The organism is Pseudomonas sp. SBT1-2, assembly GCF_028640875.1.
In the GTDB taxonomy this organism is placed as follows: domain Bacteria; phylum Pseudomonadota; class Gammaproteobacteria; order Pseudomonadales; family Pseudomonadaceae; genus Aquipseudomonas; species Aquipseudomonas chlororaphis_I.
In genome coordinates this window covers 24,481-48,855 of sequence record NZ_JAQZAA010000092.1, presented here as the reverse complement: position 1 = coordinate 48,855, position 24,375 = coordinate 24,481, and the positions used below count along the sequence as shown (strand labels likewise).

The window sequence follows — 24,375 nt, the reverse complement described above, 5'->3', positions numbered from 1 at the left end:
CGACAGGAGAAGCGCCGGCTTGTACAACCTACCGCCCCGACTGGACGCCAAGCTCAACAGCAGCCAGTTCTCGAACCTGTTCACCTTCCAGGTCGCGGCCCGTCACCTGAGCTTCAGCAAGGCCGCCGATGAGTTGTGCCTGACCGCCAGCGCGGTCAGCCATCGCATCGCCCGGCTGGAGGCGGAGCTGTCGATCCAGCTGTTCCGCCGGCTGACCCGGCGGGTTGAACTGACCGAGGCCGGCGAGCGTATTTTTGCGATTCTCCAGCAGACCCTGGGCGACCTGTCCGAAGTCCTGGCCCAGCCGGTCGACGCCGACCTGGCCGGGCCGCTGACCCTCTACGCCCATCCGTCCATCGCCCATTCCTGGCTGGTGCCGCGCCTGGCCGAGTTCGGCCTGCGCTTTCCCGGGGTCCGGCTTGACCTGCGCGTAGGCAACGACCGCATCGACTTCCGCACCCGGCAGATCGACCTGGCGCTGTATTACGGCAATGGCGAGTTCCATGGGCTGGTGGCGCACAAGCTGATGCAGGAACGGGTCGCGCCGGTGTGCAGCCCGCAATACGCCGAACGCCATGGATTGACCGGGGCAGTCGAACAATTGCAGCAGTGCACCCTGCTGCATGATTCGCTGGCCTGGGACCACGCCACCTTCGACTCCGAATGGGCGCTGTGGATTCGCCAGCACGGCGCTGGCGTGCCGATGCCGAAACGCGGGGTGACTTTCGATCGCTCGGACCTGTGCGTCACCGCCGCTATCCACCATGCCGGCGTGGCGATCGGGCGCGAGCACCTGGTCAGCGAGGCCATCGGGCAAGGCCGGCTGGTGCTGCCGTTCACCGGGTTTACCCGCAGCGGCGAATACGACTACTACATCGTCCATCCGACCCTGGAGGCCCTGCCGCGCCGGGTCTCGGCCTGTATCGCCTGGTTGCAGGAGTGTGCGGCGCAAACGCCGGGAATCTGAACGCCGGCACGCAATGGCCGGCTGGGGAAAATCAGCGGCTGGCACCGCCGCCTTTCTTGCGCAGCGCCTTCAAGCGCTGGCTCGCCCGCTGCACCGCCGCCATCTTTTCCGGGCGCTTCATGCGCTTCCATTGGCGGATGTCGTCCTTGCTGCGCCCGCAACTCAGGCACAGGTCGCCGCTCAACTGGCAAACGGCGATGCAGGGGTTGTCGATTTCCTTGGCCATGCTTCAGCCTGGCTGCCGGTCGTCGCAGGTGCCGCGAACCATCAATGCTGCATCTTGCTGTGGTCGGCCATGTTCAGCGCGCGGGCCTGGGCCTCGACCTTGATCGACTGTTTCTCGCCCTTGGCGTTTTCCACCACCAGGGTCAGCGGCACCTTGTCGCCTTCCTTCACCTGGGCCACCAGGTCGATCAGCATCACGTGATAACCATGGGGATCCAGGGCCACGGCCTTGCCGGCCGGCAAGGCGACGAAGTCCGCCGGGCGCATGCTCATCACATCGTTGTGCATGCTCGACTGGTGAATCTGCACGATCTTGGCCACCGGCGACTCGACGCTGAGCAGCTTGCTGTCGTCGCTGGCGGTCAGGGTCATGAAGGCCCCGGTCGCCTGTTGCCCGGCGACGGTGGCGCGTACCCAGGCGTCGTCGACCTGGGTCTGGGCCGCGGCCTGGCCAGCCAGGCCCAGCAGGGACAGGCCGATCAGCATGCGTTTGGCGCGTTGGGCGATAGCGGTTTTATTCAGGGCCGGGTACATCAGCAGACCTCCATGACGGTCAGTAGATCTTCCGCGCACTCTTGCGCGGTAAGCGATTGGGACAAGCCAAGGCGCAACGTGCCCCGGGAGTCGTAGACAAAACTGGTCGCGGTATGGGACAGGGTGTAGGTCGAACCGCTGGGGATCTTCTCGTAGAACACGTCGAATTCCTTGGCCGTGGCCGCGGTCTGCTCCAGCGTGCCGTACAGCGCGACGAACGACGGGTCGAAGGCCTTGACGTAGGCGTCGAGAACCTGCGGGGTATCCCGCTCGGGGTCCAGGGTGATGAAGATCACCTGCAGACGGTCGCCATCGCGGCCCATCAGTTTCTTGGCCTGGGCCGCGCGCGCCAGCGTCGTGGGGCAGATGGCCGGGCACTGGGTGAAACCGAAGAACACCATCGGCATCAGGCCGCTATAGCTTGAGAGCGTCCTGACGTTGCCCTCGGTGTCCTTCAGCTTGAAGGTACGGCCCATGATCTTGTCGCTCAGATCCTTGCCATATTTGTACGACAGCTGGCCCCGGGTATCGCAGCCGGCCAACATACCGAGGCCGAGCAGCCCCATACCTGCAATCACCTCGCGGCGACTCAACAAAACACTCATTCGTTACCGCCCTTTGAGGAGCCGAAAATCCAGACGACCCGCCGGGCGGCTCATCCGTAAAAGCCACGCATGGTAGCAAAACGCGGCGCCCCGCTTCCTGCCAAATGGATGACAGGTTGTGTGCGACCATGGTCGGGTGCGGCGTTTAGCCGCGCTTTCCAGCGGCTCTCAGCCGAGCCGTGCCAGGCGCTTTTTCCAGTTGCCGCCGTTGATGCGCTGGCATTGTTCTTCGCTGTCGTACCGCACGTGGGCCGCCAGCGCCTGCAACTCCAGGCCGGCGTCATGCAGGGCCATGGCTGTCAGTTCGAGCATGCGTTCGCCCTGCCCGCAGGCCAGGGCCTGGGCCTTGCTGGCCTGGGTGTCGAAGACCCAGACCACCCTCAGGCTGGCGGGAAAGGCCGCGTGATCGGCCACATGGGTCAGCCAGGAGAACCCGACGATTTCCGCCTTGGCGGTTTCGCAGGCGTCGGTGAGGCTGGCGACCAGGCGGCGTTCGAGACGCGCCTGCTCGCGTTTGCTTGATGGCATGGAGGCTCCTTGGCGGCCCGGCATCGATCGCCGGGCTGTGCGGCTGCGCAGTCTTGCCGCCAGCGCCCGGCAATACAAGCCCCGGGTGGCCGGCGCAGAGGTTATTCCGTAACATTCGCCGCCTTTCGACATTCCCTCGCAACCCCGGCCGCTCTCCTGGCCGCCCTCTCAGGTAAACCATGAAACCCGCTCGCCTTCGCGCCGACGTCCTGGCCGGACTCACCACCTCTTTCGCGCTGGTGCCCGAGTGCATCGCCTTCGCCCTGGTCGCCCACCTCAATCCGCTGATGGGCCTGTATGGCGCCTTTATCATCTGCACCCTGACCGCGCTGTTCGGCGGCCGCCCAGGGATGATTTCCGGCGCCGCCGGGTCGATGGCGGTGGTGATCGTCGCGCTGGTGGTGCAACACGGCGTGCAGTACCTGCTGGCCACGGTGCTGCTGGGCGGCCTGGTCATGATCGCCTTCGGCCTGCTGCGCCTGGGCAAGCTGGTGCGGATCGTGCCGTATCCGGTGATGCTCGGCTTCGTCAACGGCCTGGCGATCATCATCGCCCTGGCCCAACTGGAACACTTCAAGGCCGACGAGCGCTGGCTCAGCGGTACGCCCCTGTGGCTGATGCTCGGGCTGGTGGCGCTGACCATGGCCATCGTCTACCTGCTGCCGCGCCTGAGCCGCGCGGTGCCGCCGGCGCTGGTGGCGATCCTCGGGGTCGGCCTGCTGGTCTACCTGCTGGGCCTGCCGACCCGCACCCTGGGCGACATGGCCCATATCGCCGGCGGCCTGCCGCGCCTGGTGCTGCCGGATATCCAGTGGAACCTGGAGACCTTGGGCATCATTGCCCCCTACGCCTTCCTGATGGCCATGGTCGGCCTGCTGGAAACCCTGCTGACCCTCAATCTCACCGACGAAATCACCGAGAGCCGCAGCTTCCCGGACCGCGAATGCGTGGCCCTGGGCGCGGCCAACATCGCCTCCGGCCTGTTCGGCGGCATGGGCGGTTGCGCGATGATCGGCCAGACCGTGATCAACCTCAGCTCCGGCGGCCGTGGCCGGCTGTCCGGGGTGGTCGCCGGGACGATGATCCTGCTGTTCGTGCTGTTCCTCTCGCCCTTGATCGAGCGCATTCCGCTGGCGGCGCTGGTCGGGGTGATGTTCGTGGTGGCCCAGCAGACCTTCGCCTGGGGCTCGCTGCGGGTGCTGCACAAAGTGCCGCTGAACGACATGCTGGTGATAGTTGCGGTGACCATCATCACCGTGTTCACCGACCTCGCCATCGCGGTGCTGTGCGGCATCGTCATCGCCGCCCTCAACTTCGCCTGGCAGCACTCGCGCGAGCTCTACGCCGACAGCCACGAGGAAGCCGACGGCAGCAAGCTGTACCGGGTCCACGGCACCCTGTTCTTCGCCTCGACCACCTCCTTTCTCAGCCACTTCGACCCGGCGGGCGACCCGGCCCAGGTGACCCTCGACTGCCGCCACCTGAGCTTCGTCGACTACTCGGCCATCGCCGCCCTGAAAACCCTGCGCGAACGCTACGGCAAGGCCGGCAAGCACCTGCGGGTGACGCACCTGTCCGAGCGCTGCAAGCAGTTGCTCAAACGCGCGGGCATCCAGCACGGCTGAGATCGGGCCTACGGAGCCGCCTGCAGGGGCCTTGCGGCGCTCCACAAACGCCTTTACACCCCCGCCCCGTTTCCTTACTGTCGGGCAGCCTCGGCCTCAAGCGGGGCTGTTTGCCCCATACATTGCATAGACGGAGTGAGTCATGTCAGGGAAAGACCTGTTGCTCAACAGCATCGAGACACTGAAAGAAAACTTGATGCTTGGGCACAAGCAATCGCAAAAGTACCCTTCGACGGTCATCGGCAACGAAAGGGAACTCATCATCGAAAGCCTGCTGGCTCGGGTTCTGCCGCACAACATCCGCTATGGCTCCGGCGTCATCATGGACGGCTACGGAAAAACCACGGGCCAGATCGATATCGTCCTCGAGTGCGAGCAAAGCTTCAGCCTGCCCATCACCTCCGGCAAGCAACGGCTGTACTTTGCCGATACCGTGGCGGCCGCCATCGAAGTGAAGTCGGACCTGCGGAAGCAGAAGGTCGAGGCATTCGCACAAAGCCATGCGGTCCAACAGCTACAACGGAAAAAGTCGAAAGAGAAGTTCATTTTCAGAAATGAATACCTGGTCCCGTCCTACATCATTGCTTTCAAAGGACCGGACAAAGACACCATTGCCAAGTGGCTGTTTGAAGAATGCAGAGAGAAAAATCAGCATTACCCCACAGGAATCCTCTGCCTGGAACCCGCTTACTTTTTCAGCTTTGAACCCTCTGGAAACTTCGAGGCATCCGGGGACAGCGCGGTTTTCGCGTTTCTGTGCAGCCTCTCCAATTGGCTTTCCTTCAACAGAGACAGCCGCTTCGACATCAAGAGCTACGTCTCGCTCCTGGATGAAGCCGAGGACGACTGACGACAGCCGACGGCCCCCGCAAATACCTGAAAAACAGAAGGCGAGCCGCAGCTCGCCTTTTTTCATCGGCCGAGCACGGGGGGCTCCGGTCAAAACAGCGACATCATTGTGATATCATCGCCACCTTTCCGGCCAGGGCCCGTGCAACCCCGTCCATACCGGAAGCCCCCATAAAGAAGGCGCCACGATGCGCCTCCCGCCTGCCTTGCCTGCAAGAACCGACGACGCCCCGGAGCCTTTCCGAGCGCGCGCCGCTTTGCTGCGAACCTGCCGGATGCCGCGCAGGTTGTGCCTTTTGCCGCCACAAGGAACACAGTCATGCTTTTACGATCGATGAACATTTCCCGCCGTGCAGGCCTCAGTTTTGCCCTGATCGCGCTGCTGGCGGTTGCGCTCGGAACCTTCTCCCTGCTGGAAATGCGCCGCATGAACGAGCAGTCGCTCGAGGTCGACAGGAACTGGCTGCCCTCGATCGTCGCAGCCAACGCCATGGCCCTGACCAGCACCCAGATCCGTACCCTGACCCTGCGCCAGCTGGTGGTACGCGACAGAAGCGACGTCGAGGCCCTGCTGGACCGGATCAATCAGCTCGAGGAGCAATTGTCGGCCCAGCAGCTGGTCTACGAAAAACTCAGTATCGCCCCCGAGGAAAAGGCCGCGTACGCGCGCTACCTGGGCGTCAAGGCGCTGTACCTCAAGGACCAGCAGCGCGTCCTCGACCTGGCGCGCCAGGGCCGCAAGGACGAAGCGATCGCGATCGTCGACGGCGGCCCTTTCCTGGCCAATGCCGACGCCATGCTCAAGGAATTGCTGACCGTGGTCGAGGTGAATACCCACGGCGGTGAAGCGGCGGCCGCGCGCAGCAACGAGGTGTTCCACAGCGCCGTCGGCCTGGTGCTGGCGATCCTGGCCATCGTGCTGGTGCTGACTGTCGGCCTGGCCATCGTACTGACCCGCAGCATCGTGCGGCCGCTGGGCCAGGCCGTGGAAGTCGCCGAGACCATCGCCAGCGGCGACCTGTGCCATGCCATCAGCGTGACCGGCAACGACGAGCCGGCGCGCCTGCTGCACGCCCTGCAACGCATGCAGAACAGCCTGCGCGGCACCCTGCAGAAGATCGCCGATTCCTCCAGCCAGCTGGCTTCGGCCGCCGAGGAGCTGCATGCGGTGACCGAAGACTCCAGCAAGACCCTGCACCAGCAGAGCAACGAACTGGAACAGGCCGCCACCGCGGTCAACGAGATGACCGCGGCCGTGGAAGAAGTGGCGCGCAACGCCGTCAGCACCTCCGAGGCGTCCCGGGAAACCGACGCCACCGCCCACCACGGTCGGCAGCAGGTGCAGCACACCGTCGACTCCATCGGCGACCTGGCCGACGAGGTGACCCGCACCTGCGAGCAGGTCGAACACCTGGCGGTGGATGTGCGCAATATCGGCCAGGTCCTGGAGGTGATCCGCTCGATCGCCGAGCAGACCAACCTGCTGGCCCTCAACGCGGCCATCGAGGCGGCCCGGGCCGGCGATGCCGGACGCGGTTTCGCCGTGGTCGCCGACGAGGTGCGGGCCCTGGCCCATCGCACCCAGCAGTCGACCCAGGAAATCGAAAGCATGATCAACACCATCGAAGAAGGCACCGAAGGTGCGGTGAGCGCCATGCGCCACAGCAACGAACGCGCCCACCTGACCCTGGAAGCCGCCCGCGCCTCGGGCCTGGCCCTGGACCAGATCACCCAGGCCATCACCTCGATCAACGAACGCAACCTGGTGATCGCCAGCGCCAGCGAAGAGCAGGCCCAGGTCGCCCGCGAGGTCGACCGCAACCTGGTGAACATCCGCGACCTGGCGACCCAGACCTCGGCCGGGGCCAACCAGAGCAACGCCGCCAGCCAGGACCTGTCACGCCTGGCGGTGGAACTCAACGGCCTGGTGACTCAGTTCAAGGTCTGACGGCCGCAGGCTCCCGCGCCTTGCCGCGCGGGAGCCTTCAATAGGCGTATTGGCCAATCACCTGCCGCACCCTTTCCAATGCCACCCGCAACTGATCCAGCTCCACTGAGCCCAGGGCCAGGCGGATGGCGTGGGGCACCGGCGCGACGCTGACAAAGGGCTCGGCGGTGGACACCGAGACCTTCTCCCGCAGCAAGGCCATCGCCACCTGATCGGCGCGCACCTCCTCGGGCAATGGCAGCCAGAGAAAATAGGACGCCGGATGCCCGATGTACGCCAGGCCGGCCAGCACCTCCCTGGCCAGGGCCTGGCGGGCGGTCGCGTCCTGGCGTTTCTCGGCTTCCAGGCGCTGCACCGTGCCGTCGTCGATCCAGTTGCAGACCAGCGCTGTCATCACCCCGGGAGTGTTCCAGGTAGTCGCGCGGATCACCCGCTCGATCAGCGGCACCCAGGCCGGCGGCGCGACCACAAAGCCGACCCGCAGCCCGGTGGCGACATTCTTGGAAAACCCCGACACATACACCGTCAGCTCCGGCGCCAGGGCCGCCAGAGGCGCGGGTGGATTCTCGGCGAGGAAGGCATAAGCGGCGTCCTCGATAATCAGCAGCCGATGCTGCCGGGCGATCCGTACCAAATGCTCCCGCCACGCCAGGTCCAGCACCCAGCCCATGGGGTTGTGCAGGGTCGGCATGGCATACACCGCCCGCACCCGCCGGCTGCGGCACAACCGCTCGAAAGCCTGCAGGTCGGGGCCGTGCTCGGTCAGGGCAATCGACACCAGTTCCACGCCGTGGGCCTCGGCCACCACCTTGAACCCCGGGTAGGTCAAGGCATCGGTGGCCACCACATCGCCGGGCTTGAGCAGCGCCATCACCGTGGTCGCCAGGCCATGCTGGGCGCCGCTGACGATCGACACCTGGTCCGCTTCCACCTGCAACCCGCGACACGCCAGATGCCGGGCCACGGTGGCCCGCTCGTGGCTGCGGCCACTGTGGGGCTGGTAGCGCAGCAGCGCCTCCAGGTCACCGGCAGCCGCCAACTGGCGCAGGCCACCGCGCAACACTTCGGCCTGCCCGGGCAACGCCGGATAGTTGAAATTGAGATCCAGGGTGCCCGCCGCAGTGTCCTGCTGGTCGACGCCCTGCCCCGGCGGCAACGCGGTCTCGCGGACAAAAGTGCCGCGCCCGGTTTCGCCACTGATCAGGCCCATGGCCTCCAGCTCGGCATACACCCGTGAGGCGGTCACCAGGGCCAGCCCTTCCCTGGCGGCCAGTTCGCGGTGGGTCGGCAGGCGGGTGCCCGGCGGCAATGCACCGCCACGAATATCGGCGGCAAAACCATCGACCAGTTGTTTGTAGCGGGCACGGGCCATAGGGCAATGTATCCATGACAATATTTTGATTGTATTGCTTGGCACTCCTAGGATGGGGCCTGAGCAGCCCAGGCGCAATCTCGCCCTGAAGCGCGGCGCTTACCCTTGAACAGAGCTGAGCCCCTGAATGGAACGGACATCGCCCCTGCCACACCCCAGCACACAAAAAGCCGCGAGCGGCTGGCTCAACGGCTTTATCGGCGTGCTGATTTTCAGCGGCTCGCTGCCGGCCACCCGGGTGGCCGTGCTGGAGTTCGACCCGCTGTTCCTGACCGTGGCCCGCGCCAGCATCGCCGGCGTCCTGGCCTTGTGCCTGTTGCTGCTGTTCAAGGAAAAGCGCCCGAGTAGAAGCCAGCTGTGGCCCCTGGCGATAGTCGCCCTCGGCGTGGTGGTCGGCTTTCCGCTGCTGACCGCGCTGGCCTTGCAGTACGTGACCTCGGCCCACTCCATCGTCTTCCTCGGCCTGCTGCCCCTGGCCACCGCGGTGTTCGGCGTGCTGCGCGGCGGCGAGCGGCCGCGGCCGGTGTTCTGGCTGTTCTCGGTGCTGGGCAGCCTGCTGGTGGTGGGGTTTGCCGTGTCCCAGGGGCTGAGCGCCGCGCCGGCCGGAGACATTCTCATGCTATTGGCGATTCTGGTCTGCGGCCTGGGTTACGCGGAAGGCGCCAAGCTCTCCCGCACCCTGGGCGGCTGGCAGGTGATCTCCTGGGCTTTGGTGCTGGCGCTGCCGGTGATGGCGGTGCTGAGCCTGCTTCGTGCCCCGTCTTCGTTTAGCGGCATCACCCTGCCCGCCTGGCTGAGCCTGACGTACGTCGCGCTGTTCAGCATGCTGATCGGCTTTGTCTTCTGGTACCGCGGGCTGGCCCAGGGAGGGATCGCCGCCGTCGGCCAGTTGCAATTGCTGCAACCCTTCTTTGGCCTGGCCCTGGCCGCCACCCTGCTGCATGAACAGGTCAGCCTGGGCATGCTGGGAGTGACCGTGGCAGTGATTTTGTGTGTGGCCGGGGCGAGGAAGTTTTCGAAATAGCGGTTCGGCCCGCCTCGGCGAGACTGGGCTGGCCTGAGGTGTCCCCTCAGACCGGAGAGATGGTCGCCAGCAGACCAATCGCAATGGTCAGCGCCAAGAATCCAAACAAGAAAATCGCCATCTTCGCCATAAAGGCCTCCTGAACAATAGGTTTTCGCCAACGCGAAAAGCAGAACGCCGCCTCAGGCTCCAGCCGGCAGGCCGGTGCGCCTGAGGGGTGCGTCATTGTCAGGCCGGATCTGATCCCGATACAGACGCAGGTGACGAAGAAAAATACGGATCAGATGGCGGCGGGTTCTGTCGGCCCATGGGCCAAAGCTCCGGGGGCATGAGACAAGGCCGACGTGCCTCGCCCCAGGATCGCCGGCGCCCGTACCAGCATGGCAGCCCGGGCAACCGGCCACCCCGCACGCCTTCCCCTCGGGTTATTTGCGCGCCAGCTTGTAGCGCACGCAGTCGTCGTAAAAGCTCTGCCGCACCGTCGCCGGCTTGGCCCGCGAGGGGCTGTCGTAGGTCTGTTCGGTAATGCCCAGGGCCAGCATGCGCATCCAGCCCTTGCTGAACTTGTAGGTCTGCAGCTTCTGCCGCGCGGCATACAGCGAAACCCCCGACAGTTTCAGCTCCTGCGCCCGCGCCGCCGTCCCCGCGCCCCAACTGCACACATACCGGTCATTGGCCGGCAACTCCTTGCCCTCGGCCGCGACAGCCATGCTGACCAAGGCGAACGAGGTCAGCGTCATCCACACATTGCGCATTTTTCGATCTACCTAACCACCTGAAATTAAAGTGATTTTGGCGGTGATTCGGCGCTTGCGGGGCCAGCACGACGCCGTGTCGGAGAAGGCAATGTGCCGCTCTTTTAATGGCCACTTGTTCACGGCTCACGCCGCGGCCGGCCTCGGGCAGCAACCACTGGCGCAGCGCCGCGATATTCGGTCGACAGTTTTCTCGGCAGGGATATCTAGGCCGGTAGCCGACGCTAGCCCTGCGGCTGGCGCAGATAGGCAAACATATGCTGCGCGTACTCGGCCTTGCCCAGCGGCACACCGTTATGCCGCAGGATGTCGTAGGCCGTGACCAGGTGGAAATAGAACTGCGGCGTCGCCCAGTTGCGGGCGTATTCTTCGCCGGTCATGTCGAAGGCGATGGCGTTGGGCAGCTCGATGGCCACGGCGCGCTGGCCGCTGCTCTCGATCAGTGCTCGATCCGCCTCGGCGAGGAACGCCAGGGTCTGCTCGATCAGTGCCTTGGCCTCGGCCATGCTGGCCGGCGCCGGCAACCCGGTCACCGGCAGGCCGCTGAGACGCTGGACCGCTTCCCGGGCCTGGGTGCAGGTAAAGCGTACCTGCGCCGCCAGGTCATACATGTCCGGCGCCAGGCGCGCCTGCAGCAGGACCTGCGGGTCGAAGTGCCGTTCGCGGGCATGTTCCTCGCCCTTGTTCAAGAAGCTGTTCAACGCCCGCAGCATCTGGGCGAAACAGGGGACGGTCATGGCATAAATCGACATACTTTCTCCTCGCAGGAATCAGCGGTGGACAAGGTGCAGGCAGCGCGCCCGGGGCAGCGCGCTGAGAATCCTAGCAGATGGCAATCCGGCCCCGATGGCGGCAGAAAAGTACCCGTCCGCCGATCTGGCTGTTAAGGTGCGCCCCTGACGTAATACACCGCCTGAACATGAGGAAAATGACCTTGAGCAGTGAAGCAAAAATGACCGGGGATCTGTTCGAAGTCGACAAGCGCCTGGGGCTCAAGCCCGTGGTGGACTTCAACACCTACCTGCGCACGGCCTTCGGCGACGGCGCATGCACCTGCGGTCGTTGTGTCGCCAGCGCGGGCGACGAGCGCGGTTATGCCTACCAGCACAGCTTCGACTTCGACGGCCGGGTGACCCACCGCCGCTTCGCCACCACCGCCGGCAGCGACGTGCTGCTGGTGCTGAAGAAGGCCTGGTTGTCCTACACCAAGGCCGAGCTGGAAGCCAGCGGCAACCTGGCGCTGGACACCGTCAAGGAGTTCGTCGAGCCGCAGTTGCACAAGCGCCTGCTACCGCTGCTGCTGGCCAGCGGGCTGGTCAAGGAGGTCGATGGCGACCTGCAGATACAGGCACAAGCGGCGGCCTGAGAGCTTCGCCAGGGCCCTCTCCAACAATAAAAAAGGTAAAGACACATGCACCCACTCTCCCTGCAAGACAGCACCGCGCCGGACGGCGTTTGTTTTGGTTGCGGCAGCAGCAACCCCCATGGCCTGCACATCAAGAGCCACTGGCATGAGGATGGGGTGCATGTGATGGCCGAGCACCTGCCGGACAGCCAATACTGCGGCTGGCCCGAGCTGGTGTACGGCGGCCTGATCGCCATGCTGGTGGACTGCCACTCGAACTGGACCGCCATGGCCTACCACTACCGCGCCGAAAGACGCGCCCTGGACAGCCTGCCGCGGATCAACTGCGTGACCGGCAACCTCGGCATCAAATTCATCAAGCCGACGCCGATGGGCGTGCCCCTGACCTTGCGCGCCAAGGTCGAAGGCGAACTCGGCCGCAAGAGCCGGGTGATCTGCGAGGTCTACGCTGGCGATGTGCTGACGGCGGTTGGCGACTCGATCTTTGTGCGGGTCGATACCGAGCAACTGGCCGCAACAGCCCACGGACGCGAAGCCTGAGCCGGCTCAGGCCAGCCGGGCATCCGCGTCCAGGCCGCGCTGCACGAACCAGGACAGTGGCAACGTCAGCAGTAAGGTAGCCGCCAGCACCATCACCGCGACGGGGACGCCAGTGACGTCCCCCAGGCTGCCGAACAGCACCGGCGCCAGCGCCCCGCCGCCGATGGTGCCGGTATAGAAGATTGCGAATGCCTGCTCGCGCTTGCCCGCCCCCGCCAGGTCCGGCACCGCGCCATAAAGCACCGACGAGGTGCCGTTCAACGCCAGCCCCAGCAGCGGCAAGACCACCATCAGGCCCAGATAGGGCAAGTACACCGCCAGCACGATCAACAGCGCCGTGGTGAACTCCGTGAGCCACACGGTTTTCATCATGCCGATGCGCGCGCCCAGGTAACCGCACAGCAACTTGCCGAAGGCCCCGCCGACAAACAGCATCGTCAACGCCAGGCCGATGCCCGCCGTGCCGGCGCCCTTGGCTTTCAGCAGAAACGGCAGGAAGGTCAGGAAACCCATGCGCACCGCGCTGTCCAGCGTGCCGGTGACAATCAGTGCCCGCAGGCCGCTGGCCGAGCCTTTTCCGCTGACTACCTTGGCGCTCTTCTCGGGCTTGGACGACTCCGCCGCCTGCGCCGGAATCAACCACCACAGCAACCCGGCGGCCGCCAGCCCCAACAGCCCCATCAGGGTGACGCTGGCACGCCAGCTGAGCAGCGTCAGCAACAGGCCCACCAGCCCCGGAATCAGGGTCTTGCCGATATCGCCGGAAAAGTTGTACTGCGCCAACGCCTGCTTGACGCCGCCACCGGCCTCGTGAGTGTCGGTGATCATCGACGACGCCAGCGGATGCTGGGTACTCGCCCCCAGCCCACCCAACAGCAGGGCCAACAGCAATACCGTCAGGCCCCCGGCCTGCCCCGCCAGCAGATAGGCCATCCCCGCCAGTGCTGTGCCGCCCACCAGCAGACGCTCACGCCCCCAGCGCCTGGCCGCACGGCTGGCCAACAGCTGAAAGCCGGCCATCATCCCTGAATAGGCCCCACGCAACAGCCCGACCTGGGCAAAGCTCAGGCCGAACTGGCTTTGCCAGATGGGCAGCAAGACATAGATCAGGTCGGTCAGGCCATCATGGATGGCATGGGCCCCACAGCCGGCAAACAACGACCGACGACGGATCGAGGCTGCTTCGGCTGGCGGCTCGGTGAGAGCAAGTTCGTCCTTGAAGGTATTCATGGTGTCAGGCGCGCTGAGTGGATAGGCGCTGGCATTTAAGCAGGAACCCGGTGCGGCAGCATAGATGGGCTGGAGCGGCACCCAGCGCCCGGGCATTCACTGGCTGGCCAGAATCGCCTGACCACCAGCCCGCAAGAATAAAGACTCGCCCTTCAAACCTTTCAGATTCCTCTCACAGTAATGCCCCGCCCGACTCAATAGGGTTGATGCCATCCCGCCTCTGGCCGGAAAACCGCAACGGATGGACAGGCAGAGCCCTCGATGGCCCGCAACAGACTCCCCCCGATCAAGAATCCCCCTTCCGGCGACGGGCACCACGTCACCTATAGAGACATGACGCCCAGCGAACGGGCGGAGCAAGAGGCCAGGCAACATGCCTATGAGCGGATGCTGGCCCGCCAACAAGCCTATGCGGACAGCCTCGCCAGCCCACCCCGCAAGCAACAGGCGATGGCCGGCTGCACCTTTACCAAATCCTGCAAGCTGCCCGATGGGGTCATGGACTACCTCAGCCCATCCGGGGTGATCCCCACCGACGCCATCAAGGACTATGGCGAGCTTGTCGTGCTGGGTGGTCGTGGAGCCGACGCGACGGGGAATATCCCGCTCAAGAAAATCAGCGGCGGCGCCCTTCCCGCCGCGCTGGGCAGCCTTGCACTGGGTGGCGAGGGATTGGCGTCCGTCGGGGTTGGCGCGGCAACCGGCGGAGTTGTCGCGGGTGCCCTGGCTGGCGTGGTGGCCATGCTCTGGCCGTCGAGCCTGGGCGATAGCGCCTTGTACACGCCCGAGCAACTCGACACCCTGAAAGAAGGCCGCACCCGCGTGCGCCTGCATATCGAACAACGGCCCGACGGCACGCTGAAGGGCTACGGCTACAACACGCAAAAGCAGCGTGGCTGGGAAATGGTCCCGGTGGTGCGCTTCGTTGCCAAAGGCCAGCAACAGGTGGCCGACTTCGGCGACGGCGTCACCCTGATCTGGACCCCAGCGGTGGACCCATCCAGCACCTCCGGCATCCCCCCACTGGAGGCCGCGCCCCAGGCGCCGCACATCTGGATCTTTCCGCCCACCGAACAGGCGGACACCATCATCGTCGACCCGATCTACCCGCCGGAATACAAGGACTTCATCCTGGTGTTCCCGCCGGGGTCAGGGGTTCTGCCGCTCTATATCGTACTGAGCGTGCGCAAGACGCCCGGTGTGGTTACGGGTCAGGGGCAGGATATAAATGGAGTCTGGCTTGCTGGGGCCGGCTCCGGGTTGGGCTCTCCGATACCCACGGAGATTGCTGATCAGTTGCGCGGGAAGGAGTTCAGAAGCTTTGATGCTTTTCGGAGAGCATTTTGGAGGACCGTTGGTGAAAACCCTACACTGTTCGGCCAGTTTAATCAGCGTGCCCAAAAGCGCCTAAGTACAGGTAATGCACCAGCTGTTCGCGATAGAGACGCAGTAGGAAAAAGAGGTACTTTCGAGTTGCACCATATTGAGCAAATTGCGGATGGTGGTGAGGTTTATAACGTAGACAATTTACGGGTAACCACACCTAAAAATCACATCAACATTCACAGAAATCGGTAGGCGCCACATGAAAAAAATCTCCGATTACACCGAGACCGAATTCGTTAACTTCATCCACAAGATACTCGTCATCAACGAAGGTGGTTCCGATAAAGACCTTGGCGAACTACTGATGCAATTCAGACAGCTTACCGAGCACCCAAACGGTACTGACCTTATCTTCTATCCAGAAGATGGGGCTGATGACTCCCCCGAAGGCATAACCAAGACCGTTAAAGAGTGGCGCAAGGCAAATGGGCTACCAGGATTCAAGTCGTGACGGTATTTCGCGCTGGGAAAGCCCCACTGAAATTCGAGATACACGGCGCACCTACAAACAGTGACGACGCTGTATTCGAGACAAAACTACCGACTCTCACTACAGAAATACTGATGCCGATCATGGATTGGCAGAGCGAAGCAGACGCCGTACATAGCTACCTCCTCACCCAAGAGCAAGCCAGCGCCATAGAACGACTTACAGCCATCCCACTCCCCAAAGATCTGGAGCTGTACATCAGCTGCCACTGCTGACCAACGCTATATGAACGGCCTGACACACCCTCCATGAAGGAAAAACCATGTCCATCCTGGATACCCGAATCGTCAAAGAGTGGCGCAAGGCAAACGGCTTGCCTGGGTTCAAGGAGCCATAAAAGCAATGGCCGCCAAAAGTCGCCTGGATGAATACACCGAAGCTGAATTCATAGAATTCATGCAGGAATTATTCGCTGCAAACAAAGGGGCTCCTGATGAAGTCCTCGACCCGTTACTCGATGAGTTCGAGCGAATCACCGAGCACCCCGCCGGCTCCGACCTGATCTATTACCCCGAAAACGGCGCCGACAGCTCCGCCGAGGGCATTATCAAGACCGTGAAAGAGTGGCGCTCGGCCAACCACCTGCCGGGTTTCAAGGAGGCTTAAGGTGATGACCTCAAGGGGCAGTATTTCTGATTACACAGAGCAAGAGTTCCTTCAACTTCTGACAGATATCTGTGAGGTTAGCTGTCAGAGTGAGGACGACCACTCTGTTTTAGTCCGACACTTTCAGGAAATCTCAGAACACCCCGAAGGCTCAGATCTGATTTTCTATCCTGCTGACGATGCTGATGACTCGCCAGAAGGGATCTTGAAAACAGTCAAGGAGTGGCGCAGAGCAAACGGTTTGCCAGGTTTCAAGGAACCCTAAATCAATGGCCTTGAAGCGCCACTCCATAAGCCCACCAAAGCTGAATCAAGGACGATATGAATTTTTTCAGCCGTATCGCAGCTCTTTTTGACCGAGCCCCCAAAGAGCAAATTGCTGGCTATTCCCTGTCAGAACTCCAAGCGGTTTTCACCGAACCTCTGCCACACACCACTCCCGCACTGCCCCTTCCACTGCGCGCGGTTTCTTTGGAAGGCACAGGCGTACCGGCTTACTACTGGACCTTACTGATCGATGGAAGCGATAGGGATTCTTTCCAAGCCCTTATCGAATCCAGCTTCATCCTGACCCACGAGCGTAGCTTCAACGAGCTTCCCGTCAGGCAGTATGAAAACGCCCAGAACAACCAGCGCCTGATTTGCTTTATATCCAGCCGGGAATTCAACGCCGTCACGGTGCGCCTGGTAACCAACAGCACTGACTTCCTCGAGGCCATTCAGCATCAGCGTTTCGCCGTCCCTCCGCCCTGGATAGCCTTCGAGGGCTACAACCCGGCATGGTGGGGAGCGCAGTTGCAAGGTGCCCAGGGCTACTACAACGACCAGTACTTCCTGCCGTTCTTTACCGGCTTGAGCGAGGCAGAGAAGCGGGCTTATTACGCCCGCTACACTGCCACGCAAGAGTGGGCTGCCAGCCTGGCGTTAATAGGCGATGAGTGAGAGAAGCTTGCAGACTGGGTATTGAGAACCCAGCTTTGTAGTGAGGTGCACGACGAGAGGACGGGGTGGCGTCCTCTCTTTTGGTAAGTTCGCGTGCTTACGCCAGTTCTGCTGTTTCAGTTTGCCTCTGATTGGCATGACTGATCTTGAACCAGATGGAGTACATCGCCGGCAGGAACACCAGCGTCATGATGGTTCCGACGAACGTACCTCCGATCAAGGTGTAAGCCAGGGTCCCCCAGAAGACGGAGTGTGTCAGGGGGATGAACGCCAGGATGGCCGCCAGCGCTGTCAGCAGCACCGGGCGAGCACGCTGTACTGTGGCTTCGATCACCGCGAGGAACGGATCCAGTCCTTCTCGTGCGTTGTGATGGATTTGCCCAATAAGAATCAGCGTATTACGCATCAGGATGCCCGAAAGTGCGATCAGGCCGACCAGGGCGTTGATACCAAACGGTTGCTGGAAGATGAGCAATGTCGGGACCACGCCGATCAATCCCAGCGGCGCGGTGAGAAACACCATGATCATCGCCGAGGTCGAGCGTACCTGCAGGATGATGATCAGCAGCGTGATGGCAATCATGATCGGGAGCAGCGGCAATATCGCCTGGCCGGCCTTGCCCGACTCCTCAATGGCCCCCGACTGCTCGATACGATACCCATCAGGCAGCTTGTCGATGACCGGCTGCAGCGCCTTCATGATCACGCTCGAGACATCCGGTGGCTGCAAGCCTTCGGCAATGTCGCCGCGCACGGTAATGGTCGGGGTGCGGTCACGACGCCGAAGGATCGGATCCTCCATACGCACGTCGACTTCCCCTACCTGGGACAACGGAATCCGCTGGCCCGCCGTGCCCACGAGCGTAAAGCCTTCTATTTTTGCAGGGTCGAGCCGGATATCACCCGCAGCACGCCCGATCACCTGCACCGAACGAATGTCCTCACGAACGGCCGTGATCGGTACTCCCGCGAGCAGGAACTGCAGCTGCTGCGCGACAGCGCTGGACGTCAGCCCCACCGCCTGCAAGCGGTCCTGATCCAGGGTGAAATGCAGCGTCGGCGTTAGCGGGCCCCAGTCGGTGTTGACGGTTCTCATCAGGGGACTCGCCTGCATCACGTTCTGTACCTGGTCGGCGATCTCACGCAATGTTGATGGGTCAGGCCCCATCACCCGATATGCCACAGGAAAGGGTGAATACGGACCAAACACCAGCTGCGTAACCCTGACACGCGCTTCTGGTGCAAGCCCTTGAGCAATGGCCTCACGCATACGGAACTTGAGGGTCTCACGTGCCTCCTGACTATCCGTCAGCACCACAACCTTGGCGAATGATGGATCCGGGAGCTCCGGCGCCATCGCCAGGTAGAAGCGCGGCGCGCCTTGCCCGATATAGGCCGTGACGATTTTGGCTTCAGCCTGCTTTTGCAGCCAGGCCTCGATCTTGGCGGTGGTGGCGCTGGTCTGCTCGATGGAGGTTCCATAGGGCATTTGCACTTCGACCAACACTTCTGGACGGTCCGAGGTGGGGAAGAACTGCTTCTTGACCAGGCCCATGCCGAGAATCGCCACGACAAAGGTAGCGATAACAGTACCGGCCACCAGCCATTTACGGGCGATGACGCGCGTCAAGATCCGGCGGAAGCGGTTGTAGCCAGGGGTGTTGTAGATGGCCGCGTGCCCCCCTTCGACCGTCTTGATCTTCGGCAACAGCTTCACACCCAGATAGGGGGTGAAGGCCACCGCCACTACCCATGATGCAATCAGGGCAATGCCCACGATCCAGAACATGTTGCTGGTGTACTCGCCGGCTGTCGACTGGGCGAAGCCATTGGGCAAAAAACCGATAGCGGTCACCAGCGTACCGGAAAGCATCGGTGCGGCCGTATGACTCCAGGCATAGGCGGAAGCCTTGATGCGGTCGTAGCCCTCCTCCATTTTCACCACCATCATCTCGATAGCAATGATGGCGTCGTCCACCAGCAGTCCGAGCGCCAGAATCAGCGACCCGAGGGTAATGCGGTCAAAGTTCTTTCCGGTAGCCGCCATCACCACAAACACCACGGCCAGCGTCAGCGGCACAGCCGCCGCCACCACAATACCTACATGCCAGCCCATGCTGAGAAAGCAGACAAGCATGACCACCAGCAGGGCGACGAAGAACTTGACCATGAACTCGTCGACGGCCGAACTGATATTCACAGACTGATCGGTGACCTTGGTGAGCGTCATGCCCAGCGGCATGCCGTCATTGATCTTCGTCGTCTCCGCGTCCAATGCCTTGCCCAGGTCAAGACCGTTCCAGCCCTCACGCATCACCACGCCCAGTAACAGGGCCTCCTCACCGTTGTTACGCACGAGGAAGGTTGCCGGATCCTCATAACCCCGCTCGACCGTCGCCACGTCCGAGAGCTTCAGTGTTCGACCTTGGACCGCAAGAGGCGTGTCACGAATCTTCTGCACCTTATCGAAGGCACCGTCGAGGCGGAGGAAGACTTGCGGCCCATCGGTTTCAATTGAGCCGGCAGGCGTGAGCACGTTCTGATTGTTCAGCGCGGCAAAAATGTCCTGGGGGGATACGCCCAGCGTGGCCAACCGATCATGGGAGAAGGAAACAAAGATGCGTTCGGCCTGCTCACCAATGATGTTGACCTTCTTCACGCCCGGCACGTGCAACAGGCGCTGGCGCAACGATTCCGCATCACGCACCAACAGTCGCTGCGGCTCGCCTTTGGCTTTCAAGGCGAACAGCGCAAATGTCACATCTGCAAACTCGTCGTTGACCATCGGGCCAATCACCCCCGCCGGTAACTTGATGGCCTCATCGTCGAGTTTTTTACGCGCCTGATAGAACTCCTCCTGCACCTGGGAAGGCGGTGTGCGATCGAGCAGTGTCACCATGGTGAAGGCGAGACCCGGACGGGTGTAGGTTTCCGTGCGGTCGTACCATTTCAGTTCTTGCAGGCGTTTTTCAAGTGGCTCTGCAACCTGGTCCTGCATCTCCTGCGCCGTAGCGCCCGGCCACGCGGTAATGACCGTCAGTTGCTTGACCGTAAACGGAGGGTCTTCCGCACGCCCCAGCTGGAAAAACGACAGGATCCCTGCCACAGCGATCAGGAAGATCAGGAATACCGTGATCGAGCGCTCGCGAACAGCGATCGCCGAAAGATTGAAGCGCCCCTGGCTCATGGATGGCTCCCGGCAACCTTGACGTCACCCTGTTGAGCCAGTCTCACCTCCTCACCATCGCGCAGCAGATGTGCACCTAAGGCGACAATCTGCTCGCCGGCCTTGAGATCGCCTGCAACTCGCGCTGCGTCGTCGCTCAAGCCCAGGACCCGGACAGGTCGCCAGGTCACCTTCGCTGGTTCCCCAGCAATGACCCACACGCCAGTGCCTTTGCCCGGGTCATAAACAGCAGCGATCGGCACTTGCAGCACCTGTCCATTGGCGGCGTCTTCGGCGATCCGAAGCGTGACGGTCGAACCTAACGGCGCATTGGCCAACGCGCCCTCAAGCACATACCGCGCCTCAAAGGTGCGCGTCATACGGTCGGCCGAGTCAGACAGCAGCCTCAGCCTCGCTGTAACAGCACCCGCGGTGTTGCCGTAAAGCGTCGCCTGCGCAGTGGATCCTGCTGCCGGGCGTAGCGTCTCGGGCAGGTGCACGATGGCTTCGCGCTGCCCGGCCCGCGCCAGTCGCACCACAGGCTGCCCTGGGCTGACGACTTGCCCGGGCTCGGCGAGCGTCTCCACCACAACGCCGTCGGAATCGGCAAACAGCACCGCATAACCGGAAGCATTGCGAGCCACGTCAGCCTGCGCTTGAGCAGCACTGAGCTGCGCCTTTGCGCTATCAGCCGCGGCTTTGACCTGATCGTACGCCGATGCAGAAATAGCACCTGCGCCGACCAGGTCGCGATATCGGGCCTCATCATCGGCTGTCTGCCTGGCTCGGGCCCGAGCGGCCATGACCGACTCTTGCTGTGCTCGCGCCTGCAACCCCAGATCGATGGGGTCAAGACGCATGAGCGGCTGACCTCGCTTGACGGTCTGACCCGTATCAACCAAGCGCTCAAGTATCTTGCCTGATACCCGAAAGCCCAGGTCGCCCTGGACGCGGGCAGCCACGACGCCAGTGAAGGAGCGTGAAACGTCGGACGCCCCCTGAACCGCAGAAGCCCTCACCAGAGGGGCATGGGTGCGTGGATCTTCAACGGTGGATGAGTCGCCACACGCCGCCAGGACTAGAGGCAACAAGCAAGCGGCAATGGGGACAGGTCGAGGCCGGCGCATAGGTTCCCTTACTGAACAATAGGACATGGCCCACATTCTCAGTACAGTGACCATATCTGTCAATAGTCACAAATTAACATCCATTGAGACTGCCAGCGATTACGCGAAAAACTCCGTATTCATTGAGTGTTTTTTGAAATACTGGTCAATGCTATTGATTGACAGCTTGTGACCATAACGTAATATGGTCACAAATATCCTCGATTGAAGGAACCTCAATGCCTCCCCTTCGCCCCCTTGCTCTTTTGGTGAGCGCCAGCTTGATGGCAGGCTGCGCGGTCGGTCCGGACTATCAACGTCCGGACGCTCCTCTCTCGGATCGTTACCTGGATCAGTCCGCTGTCGAGCTGAGGCCTGTAGCGACGCCGGCCAGTCTCGTGGCCTGGTGGGAAGGTTTTGGTGATCCGGTGCTAACCGACTTCGTCTCCAAGGCTCTTGAACAGAACCTGGATCTGGCGCAGGCGTCGGCGCGAGTTACGCAGGCACGGGCAGGATTGGGTGCCGCAAATGCCGCCTTGCTGCCCTCGGGAAACATCAGTGGCCAGGCCGCGCGCTCCTACCAATCCATCGAGACCCCGCTCGGCCAGGTGCTGAACTCGACGCCTGGCTATGATCGGTACGGAAGCGCCTACGAGGTTAACCTCGGTGCTGGCTGGGAGATTGATGTCTTTGGCGGCCTGCGACGCGGACGCGAAGCCGCACTCGCCGAGTACCAGGCCTCCGAGGCGGGCGCCGCTGCCACACGACTGGCCATCGCCGCGCAAACCGCCGATATCTACATCAGCATCCGCGGATTGCAGGCCCGGCTGGACATTGCCAACCGACAAGTCAAAACCCAGCAGGGGCTGCTGGAGAAAGTCCGCTTGCTCTACGGCAAGGGCCTCGCTGCCCACTATCAGGTTCACCAGACTGAGGGAGCGCTATCGCAGGTCCAAGCGACAGTGCCGGTCCTGCAGACCGGCCTGGATGCTGCCATGAATGCACTGGATGTAATGCTCGGTACACCGCCGGGCACCCATCGCACGCAACTGGCAAATGCAGGGAGTATTCCTCTTGCGCCGCAGATAAAGGCCACGGGAACGCCGGCCGATCTGCTGCGCCGCAGGCCGGATCTCATCGTGGCCGAGCGCCGCCTTGCAGCCTCCAATGCACGCATCGGGGTGGCGATTGCCGAGTACTACCCGAAATTCTCCCTCAGCGCCTTGCTCGGTAGCGCCACGGCTGTATCCGGGGGCAACCTTTTCACTGGCGGCGCCAATCAGTCGGCGGGCGTACTGGGGCTGCGCTGGAGACTTTTCGACTTTGGCCGCATAAACGCTCAAATCGATCAAGCCAAGGGACAAGAAGCCGAAGCCCTGGCCGCTTACCGTCAGTCGGTATTACGCGCCACCGAGGATGTCGAGAATGCCTTCTCCGCCCTGGTGAATCGGGACGCTCAGGCAGCCACCCTGACTGAAGGCGAGGCATCTCTGGCACAGGCTCGCCAATCGTCGTTCATTGCCTACGAAAAAGGCACGGCCAGCCTGATTGATGTCCTGCACGCCGACGAAACGATGCTGCAGGCTTCCGATGCCCGAGCGCAGGCGCGGACGGAATCGGCACGGGCGGCGGTCGCGGCATTCAAGGCGCTCGGTGGTGGCTGGCAACCTCCTGAGACCCGGTCCGTAGCGACTCGATGACTTGACCAGGCGACGTGGCGCTCCGACGAAACCGCTTCCCTCCAAGGGGAAATGCCAGGGATGTGCTTTAAAAGGCCGGGGCGTAACGTACGCTCCCGGCCGGACAATTATCGTAGAACGGCGCTCTGTCTATCAGAAACGATAGCTGACGGAAGTGCCGAGCCCGCTCGCGCTGTTCTTATACTTGGAACTGTATGCGCCCCGGGTCGCGGAAGTATCGTTGACCCGCACGCTCTCTTCCCACAGATAGGAATAAGCAACGTCGATCGTGACATTGTCCACCGGGGTCCAGCCTGCACCGAAGCTGATAACCGTTCGGTCGCCCGTTGGAATGCGTGGTCCACGATTGGTGTTGTTGGCGGGCGACTGGTCGACTGACAAGCCTGCCCGAAGAACCCAATGGTTGTTCAGTTGGTACGACGTACCTATAGCGTGAGCCCACGTATCACGCCAGTTCTGTTCTTCGGTAACAGTGCCCAGCGAGCCGCTCAACAAAGGGGGCAAACCCGTGTTCTCGATGGTCAGTTCCTTGAAGCGACTCCAGCGGGTCCAGGTGCTCCCCAGATACAGGGTCCAGTCATTATTGAGCTGATGAGTCACCGAGAAATCCACTGATTCCGGCGTATTCACATCCAGAGAAGCGTCATAGCTTCGGCCGCTAACCCCCAGCACGCTAAAGATGCCGTCGGTGACCTTGGTCTTGGCATCCAGGTGGTAACTAACCTTGGAGTGGTAGGTCAAGCCGAGGCGAGTTCGATCTGTAGCCTGCACCAGAATGCCGGCGTTGAAACCAAGGGCCGTGTCGTCGCCCGTGCTTTTGAGTTTTCCGTCGTTGCGACCAGGGCTGAGCGGATTGAGCACCATCCCGGACAACTCGCCGCTGATACGGTTGATGGTGGGGCCGAACCCGATCGAAACTGTGTCGTTAAAGGCATAGCTGATGGTGGGCTGGAACGTAAGGGTCGTGACCTCGCTTTTGTTGGCGTAGTAACGCCCCGCAAAGCCGCTGCCATAATCGGTGATCAGGCCAAAAGGCACATAAAACCCAACACCGAACGCCCAATGCTCATCAATGGGTTTGACGTAGTACCCCATGGGTACCGTAGTCGCAGGCACCATGTCGCCGTCTTCCTGGCCTCCGAATGTACTGCGGGTCTGGCTTATGTCGGACTTCGCAAAAAGAGTCGCCGCCCCTACGCTGGCTTGTTCTCTTTTCAGACGAGACATGCCCGCCGGATTGCCGAAGACCGTGCTCGCATCTTCAGCAGAGGAGGAGCGACCGGCAAATCCAGAGCCCATCCCGCTGATGCTCTGTTCATTGAGAGCGAAACCGCTCGCAAACACATGGGAAGATGCGAGCACAACAGCGAGGCCAAGTGGGCTCTTGAGCAATATTTTTTTCATTATTAGA

26 protein-coding genes and 1 pseudogene are annotated in these 24,375 nt (G+C 62.4%); 16 read left to right on the top strand and 11 right to left on the bottom strand.

Annotation, left to right across the window (positions count from 1 at the left end):
* The first annotated feature begins 19 nt into the window (after positions 1–19).
* Complete coding sequence (gene dsdC / locus PVZ78_RS19895) at positions 20–967, top strand: DNA-binding transcriptional regulator DsdC (RefSeq protein ID WP_038631534.1); 948 nt, start codon at positions 20–22, stop codon at positions 965–967.
* Between the two features lie 31 nt (positions 968–998).
* Here the strand turns inward: dsdC and PVZ78_RS19890 are convergent, their stop codons facing one another.
* The 4 genes from PVZ78_RS19890 to PVZ78_RS19875 form a co-directional block, all read right to left on the bottom strand.
* Positions 999–1,193 (bottom strand): DUF1289 domain-containing protein, encoded by a 195-nt coding sequence (locus tag PVZ78_RS19890; protein ID WP_007924891.1) that lies wholly within the window; start codon positions 1,191–1,193, stop codon positions 999–1,001.
* 41 nt (positions 1,194–1,234) lie between these two features.
* Positions 1,235–1,726: a copper chaperone PCu(A)C gene (locus PVZ78_RS19885; RefSeq protein ID WP_009048321.1), complete on the bottom strand. Its 492-nt coding sequence runs from the start codon at positions 1,724–1,726 to the stop codon at positions 1,235–1,237.
* Entirely contained in the window at positions 1,726–2,331 is a 606-nt protein-coding gene (locus PVZ78_RS19880; protein WP_016702854.1) for an SCO family protein, read from the bottom strand. Before PVZ78_RS19880 ends, PVZ78_RS19885 begins: the two co-directional genes overlap by 1 nt.
* Before the next feature lie 168 nt (positions 2,332–2,499).
* Complete coding sequence (locus tag PVZ78_RS19875) at positions 2,500–2,859, bottom strand: hypothetical protein (RefSeq protein WP_273829118.1); 360 nt, start codon at positions 2,857–2,859, stop codon at positions 2,500–2,502.
* Between the two features lie 179 nt (positions 2,860–3,038).
* On the opposite strand from PVZ78_RS19875, the gene PVZ78_RS19870 reads away from it, so the two are divergent.
* The 4 genes and pseudogenes from PVZ78_RS19870 (at position 3,039) to PVZ78_RS31835 (ending at position 7,281) form a co-directional block, all read left to right on the top strand.
* The gene (locus PVZ78_RS19870) at positions 3,039–4,484 is read left to right on the top strand and encodes a SulP family inorganic anion transporter (RefSeq protein ID WP_273829117.1); all 1,446 of its coding nucleotides are present in this window, start codon (positions 3,039–3,041) and stop codon (positions 4,482–4,484) included.
* A 142-nt stretch (positions 4,485–4,626) separates the two neighbouring features.
* Entirely contained in the window at positions 4,627–5,334 is a 708-nt protein-coding gene (locus tag PVZ78_RS19865; protein ID WP_009048317.1) for a DUF6602 domain-containing protein, read from the top strand.
* A gap of 318 nt (positions 5,335–5,652) precedes the next feature.
* Positions 5,653–6,423: pseudogene (locus PVZ78_RS31840) on the top strand (MCP four helix bundle domain-containing protein); the annotation flags it as partial.
* On the top strand, positions 6,418–7,281 hold the full coding sequence (locus PVZ78_RS31835; protein ID WP_371356844.1) for a methyl-accepting chemotaxis protein: 864 nt from the start codon (positions 6,418–6,420) through the stop codon (positions 7,279–7,281). The pseudogene PVZ78_RS31840 and the gene PVZ78_RS31835, both read left to right, overlap by 6 nt.
* Before the next feature lie 37 nt (positions 7,282–7,318).
* On the opposite strand, the gene PVZ78_RS19855 is transcribed toward PVZ78_RS31835, so the two are convergent.
* Complete coding sequence (locus PVZ78_RS19855; RefSeq protein ID WP_273829116.1) at positions 7,319–8,653, bottom strand: aminotransferase-like domain-containing protein; 1,335 nt, start codon at positions 8,651–8,653, stop codon at positions 7,319–7,321.
* Between the two features lie 127 nt (positions 8,654–8,780).
* Here PVZ78_RS19855 and PVZ78_RS19850 point away from each other — a divergent pair, with 127 nt between their 5' ends.
* Positions 8,781–9,677, top strand: coding sequence for a DMT family transporter (locus tag PVZ78_RS19850; RefSeq protein ID WP_273829115.1), 897 nt, complete (start codon positions 8,781–8,783; stop codon positions 9,675–9,677).
* 425 nt (positions 9,678–10,102) lie between these two features.
* Here PVZ78_RS19850 and PVZ78_RS19845 read toward each other — a convergent pair whose 3' ends face one another.
* Positions 10,103–10,432 carry a hypothetical protein gene (locus tag PVZ78_RS19845; RefSeq protein ID WP_009048313.1) on the bottom strand — a complete coding sequence of 110 codons (330 nt, stop codon included), beginning with the start codon at positions 10,430–10,432 and terminating at the stop codon, positions 10,103–10,105.
* Positions 10,433–10,656: 224 nt separating this feature from the next.
* Positions 10,657–11,184 (bottom strand): DUF1993 domain-containing protein, encoded by a 528-nt coding sequence (locus tag PVZ78_RS19840; protein WP_023968808.1) that lies wholly within the window; start codon positions 11,182–11,184, stop codon positions 10,657–10,659.
* A 176-nt stretch (positions 11,185–11,360) separates the two neighbouring features.
* Between PVZ78_RS19840 and PVZ78_RS19835 the strand changes: the two genes are divergently transcribed.
* Complete coding sequence (locus PVZ78_RS19835; RefSeq protein ID WP_443218359.1) at positions 11,361–11,798, top strand: hypothetical protein; 438 nt, start codon at positions 11,361–11,363, stop codon at positions 11,796–11,798.
* A gap of 45 nt (positions 11,799–11,843) precedes the next feature.
* A complete protein-coding gene (locus tag PVZ78_RS19830) occupies positions 11,844–12,338 on the top strand; it encodes a PaaI family thioesterase (RefSeq protein WP_257374257.1) in 495 nt (164 codons plus the stop codon).
* Between the two features lie 6 nt (positions 12,339–12,344).
* Here the strand turns inward: PVZ78_RS19830 and PVZ78_RS19825 are convergent, their stop codons facing one another.
* Entirely contained in the window at positions 12,345–13,568 is a 1,224-nt protein-coding gene (locus tag PVZ78_RS19825; RefSeq protein ID WP_124339925.1) for an MFS transporter, read from the bottom strand.
* A gap of 261 nt (positions 13,569–13,829) precedes the next feature.
* Here PVZ78_RS19825 and PVZ78_RS19820 point away from each other — a divergent pair, with 261 nt between their 5' ends.
* The 7 genes from PVZ78_RS19820 to PVZ78_RS19795 are packed head-to-tail and all read left to right on the top strand — an operon-like array spanning position 13,830 to position 16,992.
* A complete protein-coding gene (locus PVZ78_RS19820; protein ID WP_273829113.1) occupies positions 13,830–15,146 on the top strand; it encodes an S-type pyocin domain-containing protein in 1,317 nt (438 codons plus the stop codon).
* A gap of 7 nt (positions 15,147–15,153) precedes the next feature.
* Positions 15,154–15,405, top strand: a complete 252-nt coding sequence (locus tag PVZ78_RS19815) for a bacteriocin immunity protein (protein WP_038631509.1) — start codon at positions 15,154–15,156, stop codon at positions 15,403–15,405.
* Positions 15,366–15,659 carry a pyocin S6 family toxin immunity protein gene (locus PVZ78_RS19810; RefSeq protein WP_337960406.1) on the top strand — a complete coding sequence of 98 codons (294 nt, stop codon included), beginning with the start codon at positions 15,366–15,368 and terminating at the stop codon, positions 15,657–15,659. The genes PVZ78_RS19815 and PVZ78_RS19810 overlap by 40 nt, the downstream gene beginning before the upstream one ends.
* Before the next feature lie 47 nt (positions 15,660–15,706).
* Complete coding sequence (locus PVZ78_RS31830; RefSeq protein ID WP_115344063.1) at positions 15,707–15,781, top strand: bacteriocin immunity protein; 75 nt, start codon at positions 15,707–15,709, stop codon at positions 15,779–15,781.
* A 5-nt stretch (positions 15,782–15,786) separates the two neighbouring features.
* Entirely contained in the window at positions 15,787–16,050 is a 264-nt protein-coding gene (locus PVZ78_RS19805) for a bacteriocin immunity protein (protein ID WP_038631508.1), read from the top strand.
* 4 nt (positions 16,051–16,054) lie between these two features.
* The gene (locus PVZ78_RS19800; RefSeq protein WP_038337492.1) at positions 16,055–16,315 is read left to right on the top strand and encodes a bacteriocin immunity protein; all 261 of its coding nucleotides are present in this window, start codon (positions 16,055–16,057) and stop codon (positions 16,313–16,315) included.
* Positions 16,316–16,371: 56 nt separating this feature from the next.
* Positions 16,372–16,992 carry a hypothetical protein gene (locus tag PVZ78_RS19795; protein ID WP_273829111.1) on the top strand — a complete coding sequence of 207 codons (621 nt, stop codon included), beginning with the start codon at positions 16,372–16,374 and terminating at the stop codon, positions 16,990–16,992.
* Positions 16,993–17,089: 97 nt separating this feature from the next.
* On the opposite strand, the gene PVZ78_RS19790 is transcribed toward PVZ78_RS19795, so the two are convergent.
* Entirely contained in the window at positions 17,090–20,179 is a 3,090-nt protein-coding gene (locus PVZ78_RS19790; protein ID WP_273829110.1) for an efflux RND transporter permease subunit, read from the bottom strand.
* On the bottom strand, positions 20,176–21,285 hold the full coding sequence (locus tag PVZ78_RS19785; RefSeq protein WP_029526460.1) for an efflux RND transporter periplasmic adaptor subunit: 1,110 nt from the start codon (positions 21,283–21,285) through the stop codon (positions 20,176–20,178). The genes PVZ78_RS19790 and PVZ78_RS19785 overlap by 4 nt, the downstream gene beginning before the upstream one ends.
* A gap of 218 nt (positions 21,286–21,503) precedes the next feature.
* On the opposite strand from PVZ78_RS19785, the gene PVZ78_RS19780 reads away from it, so the two are divergent.
* Positions 21,504–22,964 (top strand): efflux transporter outer membrane subunit, encoded by a 1,461-nt coding sequence (locus tag PVZ78_RS19780; protein ID WP_273829109.1) that lies wholly within the window; start codon positions 21,504–21,506, stop codon positions 22,962–22,964.
* 132 nt (positions 22,965–23,096) lie between these two features.
* Here PVZ78_RS19780 and PVZ78_RS19775 read toward each other — a convergent pair whose 3' ends face one another.
* Positions 23,097–24,368: an OmpP1/FadL family transporter gene (locus PVZ78_RS19775; RefSeq protein WP_124301342.1), complete on the bottom strand. Its 1,272-nt coding sequence runs from the start codon at positions 24,366–24,368 to the stop codon at positions 23,097–23,099.
* Between the last annotated feature and the right edge of the window lie 7 nt (positions 24,369–24,375).